This window comes from Siccibacter colletis, from assembly GCF_000696575.1.
GTDB lineage: Bacteria > Pseudomonadota > Gammaproteobacteria > Enterobacterales > Enterobacteriaceae > Siccibacter > Siccibacter colletis.
Map to the genome: position 1 here is coordinate 59,811 of NZ_JMSQ01000008.1, position 24,594 is coordinate 84,404.

Sequence of the window (24,594 nt, forward strand, 5' to 3'; positions counted from 1 at the left end):
GCGATGGGGCACCCTTGCCCTTCGTACCTGCTACGCAGGCAGAACGGCAGGCGATGCTCTTTTGAGTATTGTTTCACCAGGCGATATTTGCAACGCGGACGCTTTCTTAATTGCCGATGCGGCTTTTCAGCGCGGTCAGCGCCTCGCAGAACAGTTCAGGGTGCGAAATAAACGGCGCGTGCGCGGCTTTAGGGAAAATATGCGAGCTGCTGTGCGGCAGGCGCTCGTCCAGCAGCGGGGAGATAGCGCGCGGGACCAGCCCGTCCAGCCGTCCATAGAGCCGTAAAAATGGCAGCGTCAGGTTTTCCAGCGGCGCGCGCAGATCGGCGGTTTTCAGGATCTCCAGCCCGGCATTCAACACTGCCAGCGACGGAGCAGGCTGCGCCAGCACCACGTTTTTCAGCGCTCGCGCATCCTGACGCGCCGTTTCCGTACCAAGTGTTTGCAGCGCCAGGAAACGCTCCACCGTGCGCTGGAAATCCTCACTCAGCTGCTGCTGGAAGTTAGCCAGCACCTCTGGCTTGATGCCCGGCCAGTCGTCGCGGGCGCTAAAGCAGGGGGACGAGGCTACAGTTACCAGCGCCTGTACGCGCCCGGGATAGCGCAGCGCCACGCTGCTCGCCACCAGCCCGCCGAGGCTCCAGCCCAGCCAGATTGCCTGTTCCGGGGCGTGTTTCACCACGCAATCCGCCATCTCATCAAGCGACAGCGCACCGAATCCCTGACTGCGGCCATAGCCGGGCAGATCGACCAGATGCAGCGTGAAATGCGAGGCGAGTTCCTCAGTAATGCAATGCCATACCTCGGCATTCAGCCCCCATCCGTGCAGCAGCACAAGATGACATTTTCCCTCTCCTTTGGTCTGCCACCAGATGTCGTTCATCAGTTACTGTTCTCATTATTTCAAGCAAGGAAGCGCGTCATGCTATCAGTACCGGGGCTGTGCTGGCTATGCCATCTGCCGCTGCGGCTGGCGCAGTGGGGGATCTGCTCGTGCTGTGCCGCCGCGCTGCGTGCCCTCCCGTGCCTCTGCCCGCGCTGCGGACTGCCCTCGGCACATGCCAGGCACGCGTGCGGACGCTGTCTGCAAACGCCGCCACCGTGGGAGCGTCTGGTGTGCGTGAGCGATTACGCTGCGCCGCTCAGCGGGCTGGTGCAGCACTTTAAGTTCCACAATACGCCGGCGCTGGCCCCTGCCCTCGCCCGGCTGCTGGCCCTGCGGGTACTGGCGGCGCGGCGTGAATCCGGGCTGGGGCAGCCCGATATGATGGTGTGCGTCCCGCTGCATCGTCGGCGCGGCTGGTCACGCGGTTATAACCAGAGCCATCTGCTCGCGGCGTGGCTCAGTGCGCGGCTGTGCTGTGATTACGCGCCCGACGCGCTGACGCGCGTTCGCCCGGCAGCGGTCCAGCATCAGCTCAGCGCCAGGCTCAGGAAAAACAACCTGAAAAACGCCTTCCGCCTTGAATTGCCGGTAGCGGGTCGCCATATGGTTATCGTGGATGATGTCGTAACCACCGGCAGCACCGTCGCGGAAATCACGCGCCTGCTTAAGCGCAACGGCGCGGCGACGGTCCAGGTGTGGTGCCTGTGTCGAACCTTGTAGACCCTCGATGATGGGCGTATTATAACCAACTAAAATAGTCAACTATTAGGCCATTGCTATGATTCGTATTTCCGATGCAGCCCAGGCTCACTTCGTAAAACTCCTGGCAAACCAGGAAGAAGGAACGCAGATCCGCGTTTTCGTGATTAACCCGGGTACCCCTAATGCCGAATGCGGCGTCTCTTACTGCCCGCCGGACGCGGTTGAAGCCAGCGATACCGAGCTGAAATTCGAGCAGATCACCGCCTACGTGGATGAGCTGAGTGCCCCGTACCTTGAAGACGCCGAGATTGATTTCGTCACCGACCAGCTGGGTTCTCAGCTGACGCTGAAAGCTCCGAACGCCAAAATGCGCAAGGTGGCTGATGATGCACCGCTGATGGAGCGCGTGGAGTATCTGCTGCAGTCGCAGATCAACCCGCAGCTGGCAGGCCACGGCGGTCGCGTAACGCTGATGGAGATCACCGATGAAGGCTACGCCATCCTGCAGTTCGGCGGCGGCTGTAACGGTTGTTCGATGGTGGATGTGACGCTGAAAGAAGGGATCGAAAAGCAGCTGCTGAACGAGTTCCCGGAGCTGAAAGGCGTGCGCGATCTCACCGAGCACCAGCGCGGCGAGCACTCTTACTACTGAGTTATCGCCCGCCCGGCAGACAAAACGCCCGCTTATGCGGGCGTTGTTATTTCTGAAGCCTGACCGGCTGGCTTAGTGTTTCTTACCTGCGGCGCGGCGGTGTTTATCCAGATCCCTGAGCAGGCGGTTGATCGCCTCATCCGAGAACATCGCTTCCAGCGAGGTGGTGAGCTTACGCCGCCAGTTTTTATACTGATCGCTGGTGCCAGGCACGTTGACCGGTGCCGCCATGTCCAGCCAGTCTTCCGGCTGCAGCCCCAACAGCGCGCTTTGCGTGTCGGCAATATAGCGCTGCATCGCCCGGTTCAGCGTCGGCGTCATTTTCATACTCTTCGCCCGATGGCCGGTGCGTTTGGGCAGACAGCCCGCCGCGTGCAGCGCCTCCAGCAGCCCCTGCTTTGCCCGCTCACGGTCTGCATGCAGCCCGCGCAGCACTTCTTCATCAGGATAAAGACCCAGGGTTTTACCCAGCGTCAGATCGCCGCTCTCCCAGTATCCGCGCAACGTGGGCAGATCGTGAGTGGTCGCGACCGCCATTGACTGTGCAGGCCACGCTTCAGGCGCGCGGAACTGCGTGTTGTCGTTTTCAAAGTAGAGCACTTTGTAAGAGTACACGCCGCTGCGGCGCAGTTTGCCGACAATCTCCACAGGCACGGTACCGAGATCTTCGCCGATCACCATGCACTGATGACGCTGGCTCTCCAGCGCGAGGATCGCCAGCAGATCGTCCACCGGATAGTAGACGTAAGCGCCCTTATCCGCCGTTTCTCCGTAGGGTATCCACCACAGGCGCAGCATCGACATCACGTGATCGATGCGCAGTGCCCCGCAGTGGGTCATGTTGGCGCGCAACAGAGCGATGAACGGCTCATAGCCTCGCGCGTTCATGACGTGCGGGTCCATCGGCGGCAGCCCCCAGTTCTGGCCCAGCGGCCCCAGAATATCCGGCGGCGCGCCAACCGAGGCTTTCAGGCAGTAGAGCTCGCGGTCGCACCAGGTTTCCGACCCGCCCTCGGCGACGCCAACCGCCAGGTCGCGGTAGAGGCCAACCGGCATCCCATGCTGTTGGCTGGTTTCCCAGCAGGCCTGGAACTGGCAATACGCCAGCCACTGCAGCCACAGGTAAAACTCCACGTCATCCGCGTGCTGCTCGCAAAATGCCTGTACTTCCGGGCTGGAGGTGCGCTGCAGGGCTTCCGGCCATGCCGGCCATCCCCAGCGCAGCGGGTCCTGTTTCACCTGATGGGCGTGCAGCGCGTCAAAGGCGGCCTGCCAGAACAGGCCTTCGCCTTCGCGCGCCGCAAAGTCGCGGAACGCCGCTTTCTGTTCATCATCGGCACCGCGCAGGGCAAACTGCGTCCACGCCATGCGCAGCGCGGTGAGCTTCAGCGCCGTCACCGCCGCGTAATCGACCCACTCCGCTTCACGCGCCTGCCTCAGCGCCTGCTGCGTGGCGGGCTTTTTCCACCACGCCTGGGCCGGCTTACTGTGGACAAAATCCTCAACCGCATTAACGTCGATATAGATCACGTTGAGCCAGCGGCGCGACGACGGGCTGTAAGGGCTGGCGCTCTCCGGGTTGGCCGGATAGAGCGCATGAATCGGGTTCAGGCCGATAAACGCCCCGCCGCGCGCGCCGACATCATCCAGCATCGCTTTCAGATCGCCGAAGTCGCCGATACCCCAGTTTTTTTCCGAGCGCAGGGTGTAAAGCTGCACGCAGGCACCCCAGATTTTTTCGCCGTTGCGCAGCGCCTGCGGCTCGTAGCAGCGTTTCGGGGCGATAATAATGCGGCATTGCCACTGCTGTTTTTTTCGGGTCAGCGTCAGGGTGTGATACCCCTCCGGCAGACGCGCCGGCAGCAAGAGATCGCTTCCCGCTGAGGCGTCGCCGCTATGCTGCTTGCCCTGTTCGGTCGTCAGCTGCCAGCTGAAGTCGCCCTTTCCCTGCAACGGTAACGCCATTTTCGCGCCGCGGGTGAATACCCGCACGGGCGGCAGCGGCGCGGTAGCCTCTTTAGCCGCCGGGCGGTGCATGGCGTCCAGCAAACGCTGACGGCTGTCATCCGGAACCGCCTGCGGCTTGCCGTGCGCGTTGATATACGTTGGGCTGATACCTGCCGCCTGCGCGGCTTTTTCCAGCTGTTTGCTGTCCATGGCGGTTCCTTAGCGTTTGGCCTGCCAGATTCGTTGCTGATAGTCGCGGATCGAGCGGTCAGAACTGAACATGCCGCAGCGGGCGGTATTCAGAATGGCAGCCCGGGTCCACGCCTCCTGGTCGCGGTACAGCGCATCGACTTGACGCTGCGCTTCGACATATGCGCTGAAGTCCGCCATCACCAGATAAGGATCGCCGCCCTGCTTACCGATGCTGTGCAGCATCTGATCGAAAGCGTGCTTATCGCCGTCGCTGAATGTGCCGCTTTCCAGCGCCTTCAGCACTGCGTCCAGCGCCTTATCTTTTTTGCGCCACTTCACCGGGTCGTAACCTTTGGCTTTCAGGGCTTTCACCTGCTCCACGGTGTGGCCGAAAATAAAGATATTGTCTTCGCCTACCTGTTCGGCGATCTCAACATTAGCACCGTCGAGCGTGCCGACCGTGAGCGCCCCGTTGAGCGCCAGCTTCATGTTGCCGGTGCCGGACGCTTCTTTCCCCGCTGTGGAGATCTGCTCCGAGACGTCTGCCGCCGGGATCATGACTTCCGCCGCCGAGACGCAGTAGTCCGGCAGGAACACCACTTTCAGCGCATCCCCCACTTTCGGGTCGTTGTTAATCACGTCCGCTACTTTATTAATGGCATAGATGATGTTTTTTGCCAGGTAATAACCCGGTGCAGCTTTGGCACCGAACAGGAAGACGCGGGGAACGCGGTTCGCCTGCGGGTTGTCGCGAATTTCATGATACAGCGCCACGATGTGCAGCAGGTTCAGGTGCTGGCGCTTGTATTCGTGCAGGCGTTTGATCTGAATATCGAAAATGGCGTCGGTGTTAATGTCGATTCCGGTACGCGCCTTAACAAACGCGGCCAGCTTCACCTTGTTGTCATGTTTGATGTCGCGGTAGGTCTGGCGGAATGCGGCGTCATCCGCATACTTCTCCAGCCCCTGCAGCACATCCAGATCGTTGGCCCACTCTTTTTTCAGCGTCTTATCCAGCAGCGCGGCCAGTGCCGGGTTGCACTGCTTGATCCAGCGACGCGGCGTGATGCCGTTGGTGACGTTATGGAACTTGTTTGGCCACAGCTGGTGATACTCCGGGAACAGATCCTTCACCACCAGATCCGAGTGCAGTGCCGCCACGCCGTTCACCGCAAAACCGCTCACCACGCACAGGTTCGCCATACGGACCTGCTTGTTATGCACCACAGCAAGCTTCGCCCATACCGCGTCATCCCCAGGCCAGGTCTGGTTAACCTGCTTTTTGAAGCGCTCGTTAATCTCTTTGATGATAAGCATATGGCGTGGCAGGAGCTGGCGCACCAGGCGCTCGTCCCAGCACTCCAGCGCTTCCGGCATCAGGGTATGGTTGGTATAGGCAAAGGTGCGGCTGGTGATGGTCCAGGCCGCGTCCCAGTCGAGCTGATGCTCATCGAGCAGCACGCGCATCAGTTCCGGAATGGCAATGGTCGGGTGCGTATCGTTCAGCTGAATCACTTCGTAATCCGGCAGCGCATGCAGTTTGCGTCCCGCCTGATGATGACGGCGCAGAATGTCGGCCACGGAACAGGCGCACTGGAAATACTGCTGCATCAGGCGCAGCTTTTTCCCGGCCTGATGGTTGTCGTTCGGATAGAGCACTTTAGTGAGCTTTTCAGCGTCAATGCCCTGCTGCTCGGCTTTCAGGAACTCGCCGTCGTTGAACTTCGTCAGGTCGAACGGGTGAGCGTGCGTCGCCTGCCACAGGCGCAGCGGCTGCGCGACGCCGTTACGATAGCCGAGCACCGGCAGATCCCATGCCTGGCCGACCATCACAAAACCCGGCTCCCAGCGCAGGCTGCGGCCGTTTTTCACCACTTTGCCGCCGACGCCGACCTGCACATCCAGCGCGCTGTTATGGCGGAACCACGGATAGCTGCCGCGGTGCCAGTCGTCCGGCGCTTCCTGCTGCTGCCCCTCTTTGAAGGACTGGCGGAACAGGCCGTACTGGTAGTTCAGCCCATAACCGGTCGCGGGCTGGCCGACGGTGGCCATTGAATCAAGGAAGCATGCAGCAAGGCGCCCAAGGCCGCCGTTGCCGAGCGCCGGGTCCACTTCTTCTTCCAGTAGATCGGTCAGGTTCACGTCATGTGCTTTCAGCACGTCGCTTACCGCCTGATACCAGCCGAGATTGAGCAGGTTGTTACCGGTGAGACGGCCAATCAGAAACTCCATCGAGATGTAGTTCACATGACGCTGCTGCGCCACAGGCTGGTTTACTGGCCGGGCGGCGAGCAGTTCCGCCAGCGCGCCGCTAACCGCATGCCACCACTGCTGCTGCGTCATCTCCGCAGCGGTTTGCAGACCAAAACGCTGCCACTGACGCGTCAGTGCAGCCTCAAATTGCGCGTTGTTGAAATCAGGCTGAGACATAGGGAACGGGAGTCCTGTTAAAAGTGAAATTGAGCATTGCGCCTAGTGTGCCTGGCGGCCCGAAATGCGTCCTCATCCTGGCCCGGATTAGACAGGGATGAGCAGCGGGGAGGAGCCGTCCCGATCGCATGTGAAATACCCTGCAATGAAGCAGTAATCGTACCGGAAATAAGCGCTGCGCCCGGTAAACAGTAATACGAAAAAAAACGAGCATAACCGCGCATCATTTACGAAATATGAAAACGCGTTTTATAAATAATAACCACAGGATTAACAGTACTGACAAAAAATTACCAAACGGCACAGATTCGCCGTCTCTTTTCACCGTTGACTACGTAACAAAAGTATATTCTCGCCCTGCTCAGGCGCTGCGCTTGCCTGAAACAGCGCAGCGGTTAATAAACCTCCAGCCCTTACGCCATGCGCCTCTGACGGCAAAACCAACAATTTATTCATGTCGCTAATAGAAATGTGACAGAGTGCAAATTCGAACCGCGCAGATCCAGACATAACTTGCAATAAAGAGAAATCTGGCCGACCTTAATTACTAATTAATTACGAAGCGCAAAAAAAATCATTATTTCCGTTCCTGCACAGTGAAGTGACTGACTATGTTGATCCCATCGAAATTAAGTCGCCCGGTCCGTCTTGAGAATACTGTGGTTCGCGATCGCCTGCTGGCAAAATTATCTTCCGCCAATAATTACCGTCTGGCATTAGTGACCAGCCCGGCAGGCTACGGAAAAACCACGCTGATCTCCCAGTGGGCTGCGGGAAAAACCGAGCTTGGCTGGTACTCGCTGGATGAAGGCGATAATCAGCAGGAGCGCTTCGCCAGCTATCTCATTGCCGCCCTTCAGCAGGCAACGGACGGCTACTGCGCCAGTAGTGAAGTGATGGCGCAAAAACGCCAGTACGCCAGCCTGACGTCCCTGTTCTCTCAGTTATTTATCGAGCTTGCCAACTGGCAGCGCCCGGTTTATCTGGTGATTGATGATTACCATCTGATTACCAATCCGGTGATCCACGAAGCAATGCGCTTTTTCCTGCGCCATCAGCCGGAGAACCTGACGCTGGTAGTGATGTCGCGCAATCTGCCCCAGCTCGGCATCGCCAACCTGCGCGTGCGCGATCAGCTACTGGAGATCGGCAGCCAGCAGCTGGCGTTTACCCATCAGGAAGCCAAACAGTTTTTTGACTGCCGTCTTACGTCGCCCATTGAGCAGGCAGAAAGCAGCCGCCTGTGTGATGACGTTGCCGGCTGGGCGACGGCGCTGCAGCTGATTGCGCTGTCTGCACGCCAGAGCAGCCATTCGGCCCATCAGTCGGCACGCCGCCTCGCCGGCATTCAGTCCAGCCACCTGTCGGATTATCTGGTGGATGAGGTGCTGGATAACGTTGATATCGCTACCCGCCACTTCCTGCTGAAAAGCTCGCTGCTGCGCTCGATGAACGATGCGCTGATCGTACGGGTTACCGGAGAAGAAAACGGCCAGATGCGGCTGGAAGAGATTGAACGCCAGGGTCTGTTTTTACAGCGCATGGATGACTCCGGAGAGTGGTTCAGCTATCACCCGCTGTTTGGCAGCTTCCTGCGCCAGCGCTGCCAGTGGGAGCTGGCGATGGAGCTACCCGATATTCACCGCGCCGCAGCGGAAAGCTGGATGGCGCAGGGCTTCCCGAGCGAAGCTATCCACCACGCGCTGGCCGCAGGCGACGCCAGTATGCTGCGCGATATTCTGCTCAATCACGCCTGGGCGCTGTTCAACCACAGCGAACTGACGCTGCTGGAGGAGTCGCTGAAAGCGCTGCCGTGGGACAGCCTGCTGGCGAATCCGAAACTGGTGCTGCTGCAGGCGTGGCTGATGCAGAGCCAGCATCGCTACAGCGAAGTGAATACTCTGCTGGCGCGTGCTGAGCAGGAGACCGGCGGCATCATGGACGACACGCTGCATGGCGAATTCAATGCCCTGCGCGCCCAGGTTGCCATTAACGACGGCGACCCGGAAGAGGCTGAACGGCTGGCGATGGTGGCGCTGGAGATGCTACCGCTCTCCAGCTTCTACAGCCGCATCGTCGCTACGTCGGTGCATGGCGAAGTGCTGCACTGTAAAGGCGACCTCACCAAATCGTTGTCGGTGATGCAGCAGACCGAGCAGATGGCGCGTCGCCACGACGTGTGGCAGTACGCGCTCTGGAGCCTGATTCAGCAGAGTGAAATTTTGTTTGCCCAGGGCTTTTTGCAGGCCGCCTGGGAGACGCAGGAGAAAGCCTTCGTCCTGATCCGCGAACAGCATCTTGAGCAGCTGCCGCTGCACGAATTCCTGCAGCGCATCCGCGCTCAGCTGATGTGGGCGTGGTCGCGGCTTGATGAAGCAGAGGCCGCTGCCCGCAGCGGAATGGACGTGCTGGCGACCTATCAGCCACAGCAGCAACTGCAGTGCCTGGCGATTATCGTCCAGTGCTCGCTGGCGCGTGGCGATCTTGATAACGCGCGCAGCCATCTTAACCGTCTTGAGAACCTGCTCGGTAACGGGCAATACCACAGCGACTGGGTGTCCAACGCCGATAAAGTGCGGGTGATTTACTGGCAAATGATCGGCGATAAAAAGTCGGCAGCTAACTGGCTGCGCCTGACGCCGAAACCGGAAGTGGCAAACAACCACTTCCTGCAAAGCCAGTGGCGCAACATTGCCCGCGCCCAGATCCTGCTGGGGGATTTTGACCCGGCGGAGATGGTGCTTGAGGAGCTGAACGAGAACGCGCGCAGCCTGCGTCTGATGAGCGACATCAACCGCAACCTGCTGTTGCTGAATCAGCTTTACTGGCAGGCAGGCCGTAAAAGCGATGCCCAGCGCGTGCTGATTGAAGCCCTGGCGCTGGCGAATCGCACCGGGTTCGTCAGCCACTTTGTGATTGAAGGCGAGGCGATGGCGCAGCAGCTGCGCCAGTTAATTCAGCTTAATACCCTGCCGGAGCTTGAGCAGCATCGCGCCCAGCGCATTCTGCGTGATATTAACCAGCATCATCGCCACAAGTTTGCACACTTTGATGAAGGTTTCGTTAATCGTCTGCTGACGCACCCGGACGTGCCGGAGCTCATTCGCACCAGCCCGCTAACCCAGCGCGAGTGGCAGGTGTTAGGGCTGATTTATTCCGGCTACAGCAACGACCAGATCGCCGGCGAGCTGGCCGTGGCCGCGACCACCATCAAAACCCATATCCGTAATCTCTATCAGAAGCTCGGCGTGGCGCACCGTCAGGATGCGGTCCAGCACGCGCAGCATCTGTTGAAAATGATGGGGTATGGGGTGTAACCAGCCAGAGCCGGCTGAGACGCCTGCCACCTCAGAGGGCAAAAACCTCCGGGCCTTTCGCTGCCAGCGTATTCAGAATACGCAAGGCAGGTCCACTTGGTTTGATCTCGTTACGTTCCCACTTCGACACGCTCTCTTTCGACATTCCCAGCATATGTGCCAGAAGCGTTTGTGAAAGCCCAAAACGCACCCGCAAGGCCTTAATCTCTTCCCCACTCATCGCTTTTACCTGTGCAATGCGTTCAGCCATAGCGCGCGCCGTTACCAGATTTTCAATCTCCGTCACGTCAGCATCGGACATCACGCCAAGCGCCTGAAGCTCTCTGGCATGAGCCAGCATGTTGTTGAGTTTAGTACTCATCGTTCACCTCAAATAACAGTCCGCTGGCCATTAGCGTGGATAGCTCAGCCTCGCCATAGCCCAGATAAACCGCAGCAAATTTCTTATAGGCGATAAGTTCATCATCGTCGATTTCTTTGGCACCCTTACCGCTGACGGCACTTTTGGCCCACCCATCAAAATAAAAAAGATGGCTTCCCGATCTAAAAAAGACAATGGTGCGCGCTCCGCCGCTTTTCCCCAGTTGAAGTGGCACGCGCTTTTTAATCACACCGCCCCCCAGGTCAGCATCAAACAGGCCGGAGATCACCTCACATGCCGCTTTCTTCAATGCCGCCTCGCTAATCCCAAGCTTTTTTGTACTGCCATTAAACATCCTTGTGCGGTAGACCGCCATATGCCGCCTCACGTAGTAATGGTTACTATAGTAATCATTACCATATCGTGCTGCAAAAAAATAAAAAACCCGCCGTAGCGGGTTTCAGACACTGGCGCGGTAATTATCAACACAGCTCCAGCTGCACGTTGTGATCCTGTATCACTTTCAGCACGCCAGCGGGCGGGCTGGCGTTGGTATAGACGGCGTTTACCATGCTGATGCTGCCCATGTTGACCATCGCGTTGCGGCCAAACTTGGAGTGGTCCACCACCAGCATCACGTGGCGGGAATTTTCAATAATCGCGCGCTTGGTGCGCACTTCGTGGTAGTCGAACTCCAGCAGCGAGCCGTCGCTGTCGATGCCGCTGATACCAAGAATGCCGAAGTCGAGGCGGAACTGGGAGATAAAATCGAGTGTCGCTTCGCCGATAATACCGCCGTCGCGGCTGCGCAGCTCCCCGCCGGCGAGGATGATGCGGAAGTCGTCCTTCACCATCAGCGTGTTCGCCACGTTAAGGTTGTTGGTCACAATGCGCAGGTTTTCGTGGTCGAGCAGCGCGTGGGCTACCGCTTCCGGCGTGGTACCGATATCAATAAACAGCGTCGCGCCGTTCGGGATCTGGCTCGCCACTTTCCAGGCGATACGCGCTTTTTCGGCAGTTTGCGTCGCTTTGCGGTCATGCCACGGGGTATTCACCGAGCTGGAGGGCAGCGCTGCGCCGCCGTGGTGGCGCAGGATCATGTTCTGTTCTGCGAGGTCGTTCAAATCGCGGCGGATGGTCTGCGGACTGACGGCGAACTGCTCGACCAGCTCCTCGGTGCTGACGTATCCCTGCTTCTTTACCAGCTCAATAATCGCATCATGACGTTGTGTTTGCTTCACACGCTTCTCCTGAAGACATCAGCGGATATCTGTTTTTATGTTCGTTTTCGCACATTGAGAGTATCGGTCAACGCCATCGCCAGGCCGACGGCAAGGCCGGTGACGTGCGCCGCATTGGCAATGGAAAGACCGAAAAGATCGAACCAGCCGGCGATAAGCCAGATCAGCGCAAACGCAATCAGCCCGCGCGGCATGCTGATACCGCTGTCCGGATCGCGCTCGCCGCGCAGCCAGACATAGCCCATCAGCGCATAAACGACGCCGGACAGGCCACCGAACCAGGCACCGCTAAACTTCTCCTGCACAAAGCCGCTGAGCAGGGCCGATATCAGGGCAATGACCAACAGCTTACCGCTGCCCAGCCGCTTCTCCACCGGGCCGCCAAGATACCACCACCACATCAGGTTAAAGACGATATGCAGCAGCGAGAAGTGCAGCAGCGCATGGCTGAAGTAGCGCCAGAATTCAAATTTCAATGAGGGATCGAACGGCCAGGCCAGCCAAACCATCACCGCCTGGTCACCGGCAACCTGCATAATGATATAGACCACAATACAGGCCACCATCAGCGCGAGCGTCAGCGGCCCGGCTTTCTGACGCAGCGTGGTCAGGAAAGAGTAGCGGCGATATTCGAGGCCGCTGTTGGTCTGGCCTGACTCCCAGCTTGCCGCCAGATAGCGGGGATGTGAAGGGTCCTGCAGGAACTGTTCAAGCGCCGATCTGACGCGCGTTTCCTGACTGGCATCTGCCAGCCAGACTTCGCTCTGCGCCGACCGGGACAGGGTCAGGGTGATCCCCTGGGTCGCCATATAATCCACGAAAGCCTGGGCCATTCGCGGGTTGGCAAAAGTAGTAATCATCAACATGGCGACTGCCGTTTTTCCATACAAAGAAAAACAGTATACCCGGACAACGTGACGGGACGCGACATCAACCCTCTCCGCGCGCCACTTCCGCCGGGAAATGACGGTGCCAGGCATCGAACCCGCCATCAACGCTGTAAACATTATCGAAGCCCTGCTGCAGCAGGTACTGCGCCGCGCCTTTGCTGCTGTTGCCGTGATAGCACATCACCATCACCGGCGTTTCAAAATCATGGTTCTGCATAAACGGCAGCAGCGTGTCGTTGGTGAGATGAAAGGCACCCGGTGTGTGGCCCATGGCGTAACTTTGCGGATCGCGAATGTCGACCAGCACTGCCGCTCCCTGATGCAGTTTCTGATGCGCTTCTTCTACGTTGATACATTCAAAATGATCCATGGTGCTCTCTTTATGCAGTGACGTCTTACGGTTTGCCGCATGGGCGGCGGCTTCATTTTAGCGTCAAGTGTACGTCTTACGCTGACCGTAACGCCATTATGTTATGCATATCACGCGAAAATGTTTTTTTGATGTTACCAAAAGCGCGATTCCTTGCTATTATGAGCGATAACGAACATTTATGAGCTTTAACGAACATCTGCGAGGCCAGCATGGAAACCAAAGATCTGATTGTGATTGGGGGCGGTATTAACGGTGCCGGGATAGCGGCAGACGCTGCCGGGCGTGGGCTTTCCGTCCTGATGCTGGAAGCGCAGGATCTGGCGTGCGCCACTTCATCCGCCAGTTCCAAACTGATCCACGGCGGGCTGCGCTACCTTGAACACTACGAGTTCCGCCTGGTGAGCGAAGCGCTGGCCGAGCGTGAAGTGCTGCTGAAAATGGCCCCGCACATCGCGTTCCCGATGCGTTTCCGTCTGCCGCACCGTCCGCACCTGCGCCCGGCGTGGATGATCCGCGTGGGCCTGTTTATGTACGATCACCTCGGGAAACGCACCAGCCTGCCAGGCTCTAAAGGGTTGCGATTTGGCGCAGCGTCTGTGCTGAAGCCGGAAATCGTGCGCGGTTTCGAATATTCTGACTGCTGGGTAGACGATGCCCGTATGGTGCTGGCGAATGCGCAGATGGTGACCCGCAAAGGCGGCGACGTCATGACCCGCACCCGCGCCACCTCTGCACGCCGTGAAAATGGTCTGTGGATCGTGGAAGCGGAAGATATCGATACCGGCGAAAAATTCAGCTGGAAAGCGAAAGGTCTGGTGAACGCCACCGGTCCGTGGGTTAAAAACTTCTTCGATGAAGGCCTGCAGCTCAAATCCCCTTACGGTATCCGCCTGATCAAAGGCAGCCACATTGTGGTGCCGCGCGCGCATGCTGAAAAACAGGCGTACATCCTGCAGAACGAAGATAAGCGTATCGTGTTTGTCATCCCGTGGATGGATGAGTTCTCCATTATCGGCACCACCGACGTTGAGTACAAAGGCGATCCAAAAGCAGTGAAAATCGATGACAGCGAGATCGACTATCTGCTGAACGTTTACAACGCGCACTTCAAAAAGCAGCTGGGCCGCGAGGACATCGCCTGGACCTACTCTGGCGTGCGTCCGCTGTGCGATGATGAATCTGACTCCCCGCAGGCCATCACCCGCGATTACACTCTCGACATTCACGATGAGAACGGCAAAGCGCCGCTGCTGTCAGTTTTCGGTGGGAAGCTCACCACCTACCGTAAGCTGGCCGAGCACGCAGTGGAAAAACTGTCTGGCTACTACGATCGCATCGGGCCGGCGTGGACCAAAGACTGCGTCCTGCCGGGTGGTGAAATTGGTAAAGATCGCGACAGCTATGCCGCCATCCTGCGCCGCCAGTACCCGTTTATCAGCGAAGCGCTGGCACGCCATTACGCCCGCACCTATGGCAGCAACGCCACGTTAATTCTGGATGACGCCACCTCCATCGGCGCGCTGGGCGAAGACTTCGGTCACGAGTTCTACGAAGCCGAGCTGCGTTATCTGGTCGAACATGAGTGGGTGCGTCATCTTGATGATGCCATCTGGCGTCGTACCAAGCTGGGTATGTGGCTGACCGATGAACAGCAGGCGCGTGTCGCGCAGTGGCTGGCGCAACATGGCGCGAAACATCAGCTCTCTCTGGCGTCGTAATCAGTAAGCAGCCAGTAAAAAGGCGGGTGCCTCAGCAACCCGCCTTTTTTATTTCCCGCGCTCAGCGCGGTGCTACAACCGCACCGGCGTGATGTGCCAGATATTATCTGCATACTCCTGAATGGTTCGGTCAGACGAGAAGTAGCCCATATTGGCGATGTTGTTCATGGCGGTGGTCGTCCACTGTTCCGGCTGACGATACAGCTCGTCCACCTTGTCCTGACAGTCCACATAGCTGCGGAAATCCGCCAGAACCTGATAGTGATCGCCGAAGTTAATCAGTGAATCCAGCAGGTCGCGATAGCGCCCTGGCTCGTCAGGATTGAACACGCCGGTGCCAATCTGCGTCAGCACCTGGTGCAGCTCCTCATCCTGCTCGTAGAACTCACGCGGTTTGTAGCCCTCGCGCCGCAGCGTCTCGACCTCCTCAGCGGTATTACCGAAGATGAAGATGTTTTCCGCCCCGACGTGCTCCAGCATCTCGACGTTGGCCCCATCCAGCGTACCGATGGTCAGCGCGCCGTTGAGGGCAAACTTCATGTTGCTGGTGCCTGAGGCCTCGGTCCCGGCCAGCGAAATCTGTTCGGAGAGATCGGCCGCCGGAATAATGATCTGCGCCAGGCTGACGCTGTAGTTGGGAATGAACACCACCTTCAGCCGATCGCCAATCACCGGATCGTTGTTGATCACCTTCGCCACGTCATTGATCAGATGAATAATGTGCTTCGCCATGTAGTACGCCGAGGCGGCCTTACCGGCGAAGATATTCACCCGCGGCACCCAGTCGGCGTCCGGGTCGGCCTTAATCCGGTTGTAGCGCGTGATAACGTGCAGCACATTCATCAGCTGTCGTTTGTACTCGTGGATACGCTTAATCTGCACGTCAAACAGCGCTTTCGGGTCCACCACCACGTTCAGATGCTGCGCAATGTAATGCGCCAGCCGTTTCTTGTTTTCCAGCTTCGCCTGGCGCACGGCCTGGTTTACCAGCGGGAAATCAATATGCTGGCTGAGTTCGCTCAGCTGACTGAGATCGGTGCGCCAGGTGCGTCCGATATGCTCGTCCAGCACTTCAGAGAGCGGCGGGTTGGCGAGCGCCAGCCAGCGGCGCGGCGTGACGCCGTTGGTCACATTGCAAAAACGCATCGGGAAGATGGCGGCGAAATCAGCGAACAGCGACTGCACCATCAGGTTCGAGTGCAGCTCCGACACGCCGTTCACTTTGTGGCTGACCACCACCGCCAGCCAGGCCATGCGCACCCGGCGCCCGTTGGTTTCATCGATAATGGAGCAGCGGCTCAGCAGACCGGTATCGTTGGGATACTGATCCTTAAGCGTCTTCAGGAAGTAGTCGTTGATTTCGAAAATAATCTGCAGATGGCGCGGCAGAATTTTACCCAGCATGTCTACCGGCCAGGTCTCCAGCGCCTCGCTCATCAGCGTATGGTTGGTGTAGGAGAATACCTGGCAGGTCACTTCCAGTGCTTCATCCCAGCTAAATTTATGATCGTCGATCAGCAGCCGCATCAGCTCCGGAATCGACAGCACCGGGTGGGTGTCGTTCAGGTGAATGGCGATCTTGCCCGCGAGGTTGCTGTAGGTTTTATGCAGCATATAGTGACGATTGAGGATGTCCTGAATCGTCGCCGACACCAGGAAATACTCCTGACGCAGGCGCAGCTCGCGGCCAGAATAGGTGGAGTCGTCCGGGTAGAGCACGCGCGACACGTTCTCGGAGTGGTTTTTATCTTCCACCGCTGCGAAGTAATCACCCTGGTTGAACTTGCCGAGGTTGATCTCGCTGCTCGCCTGGGCATTCCACAGGCGCAGCGTGTTGGTAGCGTCGGTGTCGTAGCCCGGCACGATCTGATCGTAGGCTACGGCCAGAATCTCTTCGGTCTCTACCCAGCGGGTTTTCTTACCTTCCTGCTGGATGCGACCGCCGAAACGCACCTTATAGCGGGTGTTGTGGCGCTTGAACTCCCACGGGTTGCCGTACTCCAGCCAGTAGTCAGGCGACTCTTTCTGGCGGCCATCAACGATATTCTGCTTAAACATGCCGTAGTCGTAGCGGATGCCGTACCCGCGGCCCGGCAGCGCAAGGGTGGCGAGGGAGTCGAGGAAGCAGGCCGCCAGACGCCCCAGGCCACCGTTGCCGAGGCCGGGATCATTCTCTTCGTCGATCAGCTCTTCCAGATCAAGCCCCATCTCTTCCAGCGCGTTTTTAACATCGTCATAAATCCCGAGCGACAACAGCGCATTGGAAAGGGTGCGGCCAATGAGAAATTCCATCGACAGGTAATAGACCTGGCGGGTTTCCTGGGAGAGCTGCGCCCGGTTGGAGCGTAGCCAGCGTTCCACCAGGCGATCGCGTACCGCAAACAGCGTGGCGTTTAGCCATTCATGCTTGTTGGCGATGGCAGGATCTTTGCCGATGGTAAACATCAGCTTGTAGGCGATAGAGTGCTTCAGCGCCTCGACGCTGAGCGTCGGCGAGGCATAGGTGAAGGGTGCGTTCATATCAGTGGCTCCACAGTACAAGGAACGTGTCCATCAGACGCCATAAGTAACGCCCGCCTGGTAGGCCAGGAGGGCGTACTGTATCGCCTGTCAGATCCGCTACTTACAACAAGCGTTGATAGAGATCGCGATAGGATTGCGCCGCGACCTGCCAGCTAAAGTCCATACCCATCGCCTGACGCTGAACGAAACGCCACAGTGACGGACGGGACCACAACACGAAAGCGCGCCGGATCGCGCGGAGCAGCGACCAGGCATTACTGTCCTCAAACACAAAACCGCTGGCGATGCCGTCCGCCAGGTTCTCCAGCGAGCTGTCAGATACGGTATCCGCCAGCCCACCGGTGCGCCGCACCAGCGGCAGCGTGCCGTATTTCAGCCCGTAAAGCTGGGTCAGCCCGCAGGGTTCAAATCGGCTCGGCACCAGAATAACGTCGGCACCACCCATAATGCGATGCGAAAATGCCTCGTGATAGCCAATCTGCACCCCAACCTGGCCGGGATGCTCAGCCGCCGCGGCAAGGAAGCCCTCCTGCAGCACCGGATCGCCCGCGCCCAGAATCACCAGCTGACCGCCCTGCTCCAGCAGGCCGGGCAGCGCCTCCAGCACCAGGTCCAGCCCTTTCTGGCTGGTCAGGCGGCTGACTACCGCAAACAGCGGCATTTTTTCGTTAACTTTCAGCCCCATCGCAATTTGCAGCTGGCGCTTGTTTTCGGCTTTCTCTTCGAGCGTATCGCGGTTGTAGCGCGCGGTAAGCAGCAAATCATGCGCCGGGTCCCAGATCTTGCCATCAACGCCGTTAAGGATACCGCTCAGACGTCCTTCCAGCTGGCGCTGCTTCAGCAGCCCTTCCATGCCGTAGGCAAATTGCGGTTCGGTGATCTCCCGGGCATAGGTCGGGCTGACGGCAGTAATATGATCAGCATAGAAGAGTCCGGCCTTCAGGTACGAAATTTGACCATTAAATTCCAGGCCATTCATATCGAAGAAGGACCAGGGCAGATCGATATCGTTCATATGATGGGCGTAGAACATGCCCTGATAGGCCAGGTTGTGCACCGTAAACACCGTCTTTGCCGGACCTCCGCGCGCGGCGATATAGGCCGGTGCCAGCCCGGCGTGCCAGTCATGCGCGTGCACAATGTCCGGTTTCCAGAGCGGATCGAGTCCAGACGCCATCTCCGCAGCCACCCACCCGAGCAGCGCGAAGCGCAGCACGTTATCCGTATAGGCGTAGAGGTTAGTGTCGTGGTACGGGCTGCCGGGGCGCTCATACAGGTGCGGGGCATCAATCAGGTAAATGCCCACGCCGTTAAAATGCCCGAACAGCAGCGTATAGTCCCCGGCGAAGCTTTCGCCTGTCGCCACCGCTTTAGCATCCGCCACGCCACGCAGAATATCCGGGAACGCAGGCACCAGCACGCGCGTATCCACCCCGCCCTCAATTTGCGCAGCAGGTAACGCGCCGATCACATCCGCCAGTCCGCCGGTTTTCAGCAGAGGAAAAATTTCAGAACATACATGTAAGACCTGCATTATCGCTCCCGTTCGATAAGCCAGGCATCCGGTACGCTGCAAAAGGCAGCGCTTGCCGGTAGCCCCACTTTGTGTCCCGACACAGCCTGCGTGCCGAAGGCGAAAAACACAGCGCGCAAACCTTTTGCGCGCGGTCACTCTTGCGCGTCAGCCCTGCAGTTTTGCCAGCATTTCGCGCGTTACCAGAACAATCCCCTCCTCCGACCGGTAGAACCGGCGGGCGTCTTCTTCAGCGTTCTCACCAATGACCATGCCTTCAGGAATAACGCAGGCGCGATCGATGATGCAACGGCGCAGGCGACACGAGCGCCCTACCCAGACATCCGGTAGCAAGACGGTGGAATCAATGTTGCAAAATGAGTTCACCCGCACCCGCGGGAACAGTACCGACTGCACCACCACCGAACCGGAGATAATGCAGCCGCCGGAAACCAGCGAGTTCAGGGTCATGCCGTGGCTGCCTGAGCGGTCCTGGACGAACTTAGCGGGCGGCAGCGACTCCATATGGGTGCGGATAGGCCAGTTCTGGTCATACATATCCAGTTCCGGCGTGACCGAGGCGAGATCGAGGTTCGCTTTCCAGTAGGCTTCGAGCGTACCCACATCGCGCCAGTACGGCTCGGCATCAGCATCTGACTGCACGCAGGAGAGCGGGAACGGGTGCGCAAACGCCTGCCCGTCGCGGGTCACTTTCGGGATAATGTCCTTCCCGAAGTCGTGGCTCGATTTGTCGTCCTTGTCATCCTCTTCAAGCAGCTCGTAGAGGTAATCGGCATCAAAGATGTAGATCCCCATGCTGGCCAGCGCTTTGGTGTCGTCCCCCGGCATGGTCGGCGGATCGGCCGGTTTCTCAACGAAGGCGATCACTTTGTCGCTCTCGTCTACCGCCATCACGCCGAAGGCGGTGGCTTCATGTTTCGGCACCGGCAGACAAGCCACTGTGCAGCGCGCGCCTTTTTCGACGTGGTCGATCAGCATGCGCGAGTAGTCCTGCTTGTAGATGTGATCCCCGGCGAGGATCACCACGTACTCCGCTTTGTAGCGCCGAATAATGTCGAGGTTCTGGGTCACGGCATCAGCGGTGCCGCGATACCAGTTTTCACCGTGTACGCGCTGCTGGGCGGGCAGCAGATCGACAAACTCGTTCATCTCTTCACTGAAGAAGGACCAGCCGCGCTGGATGTGCTGCACCAGGGTGTGTGACTGGTACTGCGTGATCACGCCCACCCGACGAATGCCGGAGTTGATGCAGTTAGAGAGCGCAAAATCGATAATGCGGAACTTACCGCCAAAGTGAACGGCAGGCTTGGCGCGAGTCGCAGTCAAATCTTTAAGTCGGGTACCACGTCCGCCGGCCAGGATCAGGGCAACGGATTTCATCGGCAACTGTCTTGCCAGCATCAGGGGGTCGTTCTTTTCAAACCTAACCATGACTGACTCCTTTTATGACTTGTGGAATACGCACACGCCGTGCGCGGGGCCATGCCATAACGCCATTACCACCGGGTTGTCCTCAGCGGCGAAAGGGGGAACGGCACGCCATTCCCCGTCAGGTAACACTATGTCAGCCACGTCGTGACCGCCGTTAAGCGCAATCAGCCAGCGGCCTGACAGCTCAATTTGCAGCTGCAAAGCCCCGGCGTGCCACGCACCGGCGTCCATCGGTCGCGCCTGAGCGTCGAGCCAGCGCACATTGCCATCGCCCTCTTCCCACCACTGATTACGGGTCAGCGCCGGGATCTGCTGGCGAAGGTGCAGTAACGCCGCCACAAAGGAGGTCAATCCTTGATGCGCTTCCTGCCAGTTAAGCCACGTCAGGGCGTTGTCCTGGCAGTAGGCGTTGTTATTACCATGCTGGCTGTGACCATGCTCATCGCCGGCCAGCAACATCGGGGTTCCCTGGGACAGCAGCAGCGTGGTCAGCAGCGCATGTACACTGACGCGCCGCTGCTCGCCGATACGAGCGCCAGCGCCCACGCCTTCAAAACCATGATTATTGCTATGGTTATTATTTGTACCGTCCTGATTGTCTTCGCCGTTAGCCTCGTTGTGCTTATGGTTGTAGCTGACGCAGTCGCGCAGCGTAAAACCATCGTGCGCCGTCACCAGATTGACCGTCGCATGAGGCAGTCGCCCGTTGCGGCGGAACACATCGGCGGACGCGGCAAAGCGGCCCGCAAACTCCCCCAGCGACAGGTCGTTTTGCATCCAGAAACGACGCATCGCGTCGCGATAATGGTCATTCCACTCAGCGAACAGCGGCGGAAAGTTCCCCACCTGATAGCCGCCCGCGCCAATGTCCCAGGGTTCGGCAATCAGCTTCACCTGCGACAGCAGCGGACAGTTTTTAATCGCCTCAAACAAAGGGGCATCCTGACGATAGTCAGGCGTGCGTCCAAGCACAGAGGCCAGGTCGAAGCGGAAACCGTCTACGTGACAGGTCTCCACCCAGTAGCGCAGGCACTCCAGCGCGTACTGCACCGTGTCGGGCTGGCTGAGGTTGAGCGTGTTTCCGCACCCGGTCCAGTTCTGGTATTCCCCACTGTCACTTAACCAATAATAGCTACGGTTATCGATTCCGCGCAGGGAGAAGGTCGGGCCTTCAACGTCGAGTTCCGCGCTGTGGTTAAGCACGATATCGAGGATCACCTCAATACCGGCGCGATGCAGGCTTTTCACCGCATCACGAAACTCGTTGAGCGCGTTGATTGGGTCCGCCGCGTAGCGTGGGTCGAGACTCCAGTTAGCCAACGGGTTGTAGCCCCAGTAGTTACTCAGGCCCAGCCGCTGCAAACGCGGTTCGCTGGCAAAATGCATCACCGGCAGAAGTTCAATGGCGGTGATACCCAGTTTTTTCAGGTAGTCCACCATCACCGGATGACCGAGCGCGCGGTACGTGCCGCGTATCGCTTCCGGCAGCGCCGGATGCAGTTGCGTCAGGCCTTTAACGTGCGCTTCGTAGATCACCGTCTTGCCCCAGGGCGTGCGCAACGGGGTATCGCCTTCCCAGTCGTACTGCTCGTTGACCACCACCGCCTTTGGTGCAATGGCCGCGTTATCGTGCGGGTCGGGCTGGTCAATGCCGCCGTGCAACAGCGGGTTATCGTCCGTGCTGCCCGCCACCTGACGTGCGCAGGGGTCAATTAACAGCTTCGCCGGATTAAAACGATGGCCCTGCGTCACGTCCCAGGGGCCGTGTACCCGATAGCCATAGCGCTGACCGGGACGTACGCCAGCGGCATAGCCATGCCACAGGTTGCCGGTACGCGCCGGCAGATCGTGGCGCTGCTCATTACCTTCGTTATCGAACAGGCACAGCTCTACGCGCTCAGCATGGGCGGAAAACAGGGTGAAGTTCACCCCGCTCCCGTCGTAGCGTGCGCCGAGCGGGCTGGCTGCGCCTGCCGATAAGCGGCTCATTCCCCCTCCCGCACCAGCCAGATCGTCGCCAGCGGCGGCAGCGTCAGACTCAGGGAGTGTTCACGCCCGTGGGACGCAATGGCATCGGTATGCACCGCACCACCGTTCCCGGCATTGCTGCCGTGGTAGTGGATCGAGTCGGTATTCAGCTCTTCACGCCACTTTCCGGCCTGGTTTACGCCGATGCGATAACCGTGGCGCGGCACCGGGGTAAAGTTGCTGACCACGATAATCTCGTTGCCGTTACGATCCCGACGCACGAAAGCGAAAATGGAGTTTTCGCTGTCTTCCACCACCAGCCACTCGAAGCCGTAGCTGTCGAAGTCCAGCTCGTGCAGGGCTTTGTGATGACGGTAGGTAAAATTGAGATCCCGCACCAGGCGCTGGACGCCGTGATGCCAGTTATCACCGCCTTCCAGCAGATGCCAGTCGAGGCTGCTGTCGTGGTTCCACTCGCGCCCCTGAGCAAATTCACCGCCCATAAACAGCAGCTTCTTGCCGGGGAACGCCCACATCCACGCATAGTAGGCGCGCAGGTTGGCGAACTTCTGCCAGGCATCGCCCGGCATACGGTCCAGGATCGATTTCTTGCCGTGAACCACTTCGTCGTGCGACAGCGGCAGCACGAAGTTCTCGGTGTGGTTGTAGACCATGCCGAAGGTCATTTTGTGGTGATGATGCTTGCGGTACACCGGGTCGAGCTTCATGTAGTCGAGGGTGTCGTGCATCCAGCCGAGGTTCCATTTGTACCAGAACCCGAGGCCGCCCATCGCGGATGGACGGGACACGCCCGGGAAGTCGGTGGACTCTTCCGCGATCGCCACCGCACCCGGCACCTGCTCGCCGAGCGTGCGGTTGGTGTTGCGCAGAAATTCGATGGCTTCCAGATTCTCACGCCCGCCGAACTCATTGGGGATCCACTCCCCCTCTTTACGGCTGTAGTCGCGATAAATCATTGAGGCGACCGCATCCACGCGCAGGGCGTCGATGCCGAAGCGCTCCACCCAGTAGAGCGCGTTGCCCACCAGATAGTTGCTGACTTCGCGCCGGCCATAGTTGTAAATCAGGGTTTTCCAGTCCTGATGGAAGCCTTCGCGCGGATCGCTGTGTTCGTACAGCGCGGTGCCGTCGAAGCGGGCCAGGCTGAACTCATCGGTCGGGAAGTGGCCCGGCACCCAGTCCAGGATCACGTTCAGCCCGGCGGCGTGCGCGGCGTTCACGAAGTGGCGGAACTCGTCACGGGTGCCGAAGCGGCGCGTCGGCGCATACAGGTTGGTCGGCTGGTAACCCCAGCTGCCGTCAAACGGATGCTCGTTGATCGGCAACAGCTCGATATGGGTGAAGCCCATCTCTTTGACGTAAGGGATCAGCTGCTCGGCCAGCTCCTGATAGCTGAGCCAGAAATTATTGTCGGCATGGCGACGCCAGGAGCCGAGATGTACCTCATAGATAGAAATCGGCGCATCAAAATCGTTAGCGCGCTGACGCGCTTCGGTTTGCAGAATTTTATCCGGCAGGCCGCAGATCAGCGAGGCGTTGTCCGGGCGCATCTGGCTCTCGAACGCGTAGGGATCGGCTTTGATACGCAGGTTGCCGTTGGCGTCGAGCAGCTCAAATTTGTAGAGCTGACCGTTAAGCGCGCCGGGAACAAACAGCTCCCAGATACCACTTTCGCGGCGCAGACGCATCGGATGGCGGCGGCCATCCCAGTAGTTGAACTGCCCGACCACCGATACGCGACGTGCGTTCGGTGCCCAGACGGAAAAGCGCGTGCCGACAATGCCGTCCAGCGTACAGGCGTGTGCCCCCAGGGTTTCATAGGGGCGCTGATGGGTGCCTTCGGACAGCAGCCAGATATCGAGATCCTGAGTCAGGGTGCCGAAACGGTACGGATCGTCAATCAGGTTTTGTTGGCCGTGCCACATCACCGCCAGCTGATAGCGAAACGGGTTCTTACGCCGCGCCATCAGGCCGCTAAAAAATCCGCGCGAGTCGAGGCATTCCAGCTTACCCACTTTGCGGCCGGTTTTGGTTTCAATAACCCAGACTTCTGTGGCGTCAGGCAGCAGCGCGCGTACCTCAACGCCCTGGCCGGTAACGTGCATTCCCAGCACCGAGAAAGGATCGGCAAAATGACCGGCAATAAGCGCATTGATCACGTCTCTATCAATATGATGGGACATGCTATTTCATCCTGTTTTAATAGCGTCACACCTATCCAGCCTTACGCCTGTGCGTCCGGTGGTGACACTTTTGTGATGACCTGAACGGGCTACGCGTTTCGTTCCTTTTCTGGCTCCGTTCAACCTTCTGGCAGAGCGCACTGAGATCGCCCTGAACTAATCATAGTCAAGGGTTTAGCGGACTATTCAAAAATTAGGTGAATTATGGATATTTCATATTGCGGG

The 24,594-nt window shown here is 58.7% G+C and carries 17 protein-coding genes; 4 read left to right on the forward strand and 13 right to left on the reverse strand.

The window, feature by feature from the left end:
- Positions 1 to 106: 106 nt before the first annotated feature.
- Positions 107 to 883 (reverse strand): pimeloyl-ACP methyl ester esterase BioH, encoded by a 777-nt coding sequence (gene bioH, locus ET34_RS0110410; RefSeq protein WP_031521811.1) that lies wholly within the window; start codon positions 881 to 883, stop codon positions 107 to 109.
- 39 nt (positions 884 to 922) lie between these two features.
- On the opposite strand from bioH, the gene gntX reads away from it, so the two are divergent.
- Positions 923 to 1,606 (forward strand): DNA utilization protein GntX, encoded by a 684-nt coding sequence (gene gntX, locus ET34_RS0110415; RefSeq protein ID WP_031521813.1) that lies wholly within the window; start codon positions 923 to 925, stop codon positions 1,604 to 1,606.
- 58 nt (positions 1,607 to 1,664) lie between these two features.
- Positions 1,665 to 2,240, forward strand: coding sequence for a Fe-S biogenesis protein NfuA (nfuA, locus tag ET34_RS0110420; protein ID WP_031521814.1), 576 nt, complete (start codon positions 1,665 to 1,667; stop codon positions 2,238 to 2,240).
- Between the two features lie 72 nt (positions 2,241 to 2,312).
- On the opposite strand, the gene malQ is transcribed toward nfuA, so the two are convergent.
- A complete protein-coding gene (malQ, locus tag ET34_RS0110425) occupies positions 2,313 to 4,397 on the reverse strand; it encodes a 4-alpha-glucanotransferase (RefSeq protein WP_031521816.1) in 2,085 nt (694 codons plus the stop codon).
- Positions 4,398 to 4,406: 9 nt separating this feature from the next.
- Complete coding sequence (gene malP / locus ET34_RS0110430) at positions 4,407 to 6,809, reverse strand: maltodextrin phosphorylase (RefSeq protein WP_031521817.1); 2,403 nt, start codon at positions 6,807 to 6,809, stop codon at positions 4,407 to 4,409.
- A gap of 611 nt (positions 6,810 to 7,420) precedes the next feature.
- On the opposite strand from malP, the gene malT reads away from it, so the two are divergent.
- Positions 7,421 to 10,126 (forward strand): HTH-type transcriptional regulator MalT, encoded by a 2,706-nt coding sequence (gene malT, locus ET34_RS0110435; protein WP_031521819.1) that lies wholly within the window; start codon positions 7,421 to 7,423, stop codon positions 10,124 to 10,126.
- Between the two features lie 31 nt (positions 10,127 to 10,157).
- Here the strand turns inward: malT and ET34_RS0110440 are convergent, their stop codons facing one another.
- The 5 genes from ET34_RS0110440 to glpE form a co-directional block, all read right to left on the reverse strand.
- Positions 10,158 to 10,487: a helix-turn-helix domain-containing protein gene (locus ET34_RS0110440; RefSeq protein WP_031521820.1), complete on the reverse strand. Its 330-nt coding sequence runs from the start codon at positions 10,485 to 10,487 to the stop codon at positions 10,158 to 10,160.
- Positions 10,477 to 10,863: a type II toxin-antitoxin system RelE/ParE family toxin gene (locus tag ET34_RS0110445; protein WP_031521822.1), complete on the reverse strand. Its 387-nt coding sequence runs from the start codon at positions 10,861 to 10,863 to the stop codon at positions 10,477 to 10,479. Before ET34_RS0110445 ends, ET34_RS0110440 begins: the two co-directional genes overlap by 11 nt.
- 106 nt (positions 10,864 to 10,969) lie before the next feature.
- Positions 10,970 to 11,728 carry a DeoR/GlpR family transcriptional regulator gene (locus ET34_RS0110450; RefSeq protein ID WP_031521823.1) on the reverse strand — a complete coding sequence of 253 codons (759 nt, stop codon included), beginning with the start codon at positions 11,726 to 11,728 and terminating at the stop codon, positions 10,970 to 10,972.
- Between the two features lie 35 nt (positions 11,729 to 11,763).
- Positions 11,764 to 12,594 carry a rhomboid family intramembrane serine protease GlpG gene (glpG, locus tag ET34_RS0110455; RefSeq protein WP_031521825.1) on the reverse strand — a complete coding sequence of 277 codons (831 nt, stop codon included), beginning with the start codon at positions 12,592 to 12,594 and terminating at the stop codon, positions 11,764 to 11,766.
- Between the two features lie 64 nt (positions 12,595 to 12,658).
- Positions 12,659 to 12,988, reverse strand: a complete 330-nt coding sequence (glpE, locus tag ET34_RS0110460; RefSeq protein WP_031521827.1) for a thiosulfate sulfurtransferase GlpE — start codon at positions 12,986 to 12,988, stop codon at positions 12,659 to 12,661.
- A 212-nt stretch (positions 12,989 to 13,200) separates the two neighbouring features.
- Here glpE and glpD point away from each other — a divergent pair, with 212 nt between their 5' ends.
- The gene (gene glpD, locus ET34_RS0110465; protein ID WP_031521828.1) at positions 13,201 to 14,709 is read left to right on the forward strand and encodes a glycerol-3-phosphate dehydrogenase; all 1,509 of its coding nucleotides are present in this window, start codon (positions 13,201 to 13,203) and stop codon (positions 14,707 to 14,709) included.
- 72 nt (positions 14,710 to 14,781) lie between these two features.
- On the opposite strand, the gene glgP is transcribed toward glpD, so the two are convergent.
- The 5 genes from glgP to glgB all read right to left on the reverse strand — a co-directional run bounded on the left by glgP (position 14,782) and on the right by glgB (position 24,369).
- Positions 14,782 to 17,229 carry a glycogen phosphorylase gene (glgP, locus tag ET34_RS0110470; protein WP_031521830.1) on the reverse strand — a complete coding sequence of 816 codons (2,448 nt, stop codon included), beginning with the start codon at positions 17,227 to 17,229 and terminating at the stop codon, positions 14,782 to 14,784.
- 103 nt (positions 17,230 to 17,332) lie between these two features.
- The gene (gene glgA, locus ET34_RS0110475) at positions 17,333 to 18,766 is read right to left on the reverse strand and encodes a glycogen synthase GlgA (protein WP_031521832.1); all 1,434 of its coding nucleotides are present in this window, start codon (positions 18,764 to 18,766) and stop codon (positions 17,333 to 17,335) included.
- A 147-nt stretch (positions 18,767 to 18,913) separates the two neighbouring features.
- Positions 18,914 to 20,197 carry a glucose-1-phosphate adenylyltransferase gene (gene glgC / locus ET34_RS0110480; RefSeq protein WP_031521833.1) on the reverse strand — a complete coding sequence of 428 codons (1,284 nt, stop codon included), beginning with the start codon at positions 20,195 to 20,197 and terminating at the stop codon, positions 18,914 to 18,916.
- Between the two features lie 12 nt (positions 20,198 to 20,209).
- On the reverse strand, positions 20,210 to 22,186 hold the full coding sequence (glgX, locus tag ET34_RS0110485; RefSeq protein WP_031521835.1) for a glycogen debranching protein GlgX: 1,977 nt from the start codon (positions 22,184 to 22,186) through the stop codon (positions 20,210 to 20,212).
- Positions 22,183 to 24,369 carry a 1,4-alpha-glucan branching enzyme gene (gene glgB, locus ET34_RS0110490; RefSeq protein WP_031521836.1) on the reverse strand — a complete coding sequence of 729 codons (2,187 nt, stop codon included), beginning with the start codon at positions 24,367 to 24,369 and terminating at the stop codon, positions 22,183 to 22,185. The genes glgX and glgB overlap by 4 nt, the downstream gene beginning before the upstream one ends.
- Positions 24,370 to 24,594: the final 225 nt, after the last annotated feature.

Coding starts and splice junctions, on each gene's coding strand:
- bioH (WP_031521811.1), bottom strand. CDS start 883: ATGAACGACATCTGGTGGCAGACCAAAGGAGAGGGAAAATGTCATCTT.
- gntX (WP_031521813.1), top strand. CDS start 923: ATGCTATCAGTACCGGGGCTGTGCTGGCTATGCCATCTGCCGCTGCGG.
- malT (WP_031521819.1), top strand. CDS start 7,421: ATGTTGATCCCATCGAAATTAAGTCGCCCGGTCCGTCTTGAGAATACT.
- nfuA (WP_031521814.1), top strand. CDS start 1,665: ATGATTCGTATTTCCGATGCAGCCCAGGCTCACTTCGTAAAACTCCTG.
- glpE (WP_031521827.1), bottom strand. CDS start 12,988: ATGGATCATTTTGAATGTATCAACGTAGAAGAAGCGCATCAGAAACTG.
- malQ (WP_031521816.1), bottom strand. CDS start 4,397: ATGGACAGCAAACAGCTGGAAAAAGCCGCGCAGGCGGCAGGTATCAGC.
- glgC (WP_031521833.1), bottom strand. CDS start 20,197: ATGGTTAGGTTTGAAAAGAACGACCCCCTGATGCTGGCAAGACAGTTG.
- glgP (WP_031521830.1), bottom strand. CDS start 17,229: ATGAACGCACCCTTCACCTATGCCTCGCCGACGCTCAGCGTCGAGGCG.
- glpD (WP_031521828.1), top strand. CDS start 13,201: ATGGAAACCAAAGATCTGATTGTGATTGGGGGCGGTATTAACGGTGCC.
- malP (WP_031521817.1), bottom strand. CDS start 6,809: ATGTCTCAGCCTGATTTCAACAACGCGCAATTTGAGGCTGCACTGACG.
- glpG (WP_031521825.1), bottom strand. CDS start 12,594: ATGTTGATGATTACTACTTTTGCCAACCCGCGAATGGCCCAGGCTTTC.
- ET34_RS0110440 (WP_031521820.1), bottom strand. CDS start 10,487: ATGAGTACTAAACTCAACAACATGCTGGCTCATGCCAGAGAGCTTCAG.
- ET34_RS0110445 (WP_031521822.1), bottom strand. CDS start 10,863: ATGGCGGTCTACCGCACAAGGATGTTTAATGGCAGTACAAAAAAGCTT.
- glgX (WP_031521835.1), bottom strand. CDS start 22,186: ATGAGCCGCTTATCGGCAGGCGCAGCCAGCCCGCTCGGCGCACGCTAC.
- glgA (WP_031521832.1), bottom strand. CDS start 18,766: ATGCAGGTCTTACATGTATGTTCTGAAATTTTTCCTCTGCTGAAAACC.
- glgB (WP_031521836.1), bottom strand. CDS start 24,369: ATGTCCCATCATATTGATAGAGACGTGATCAATGCGCTTATTGCCGGT.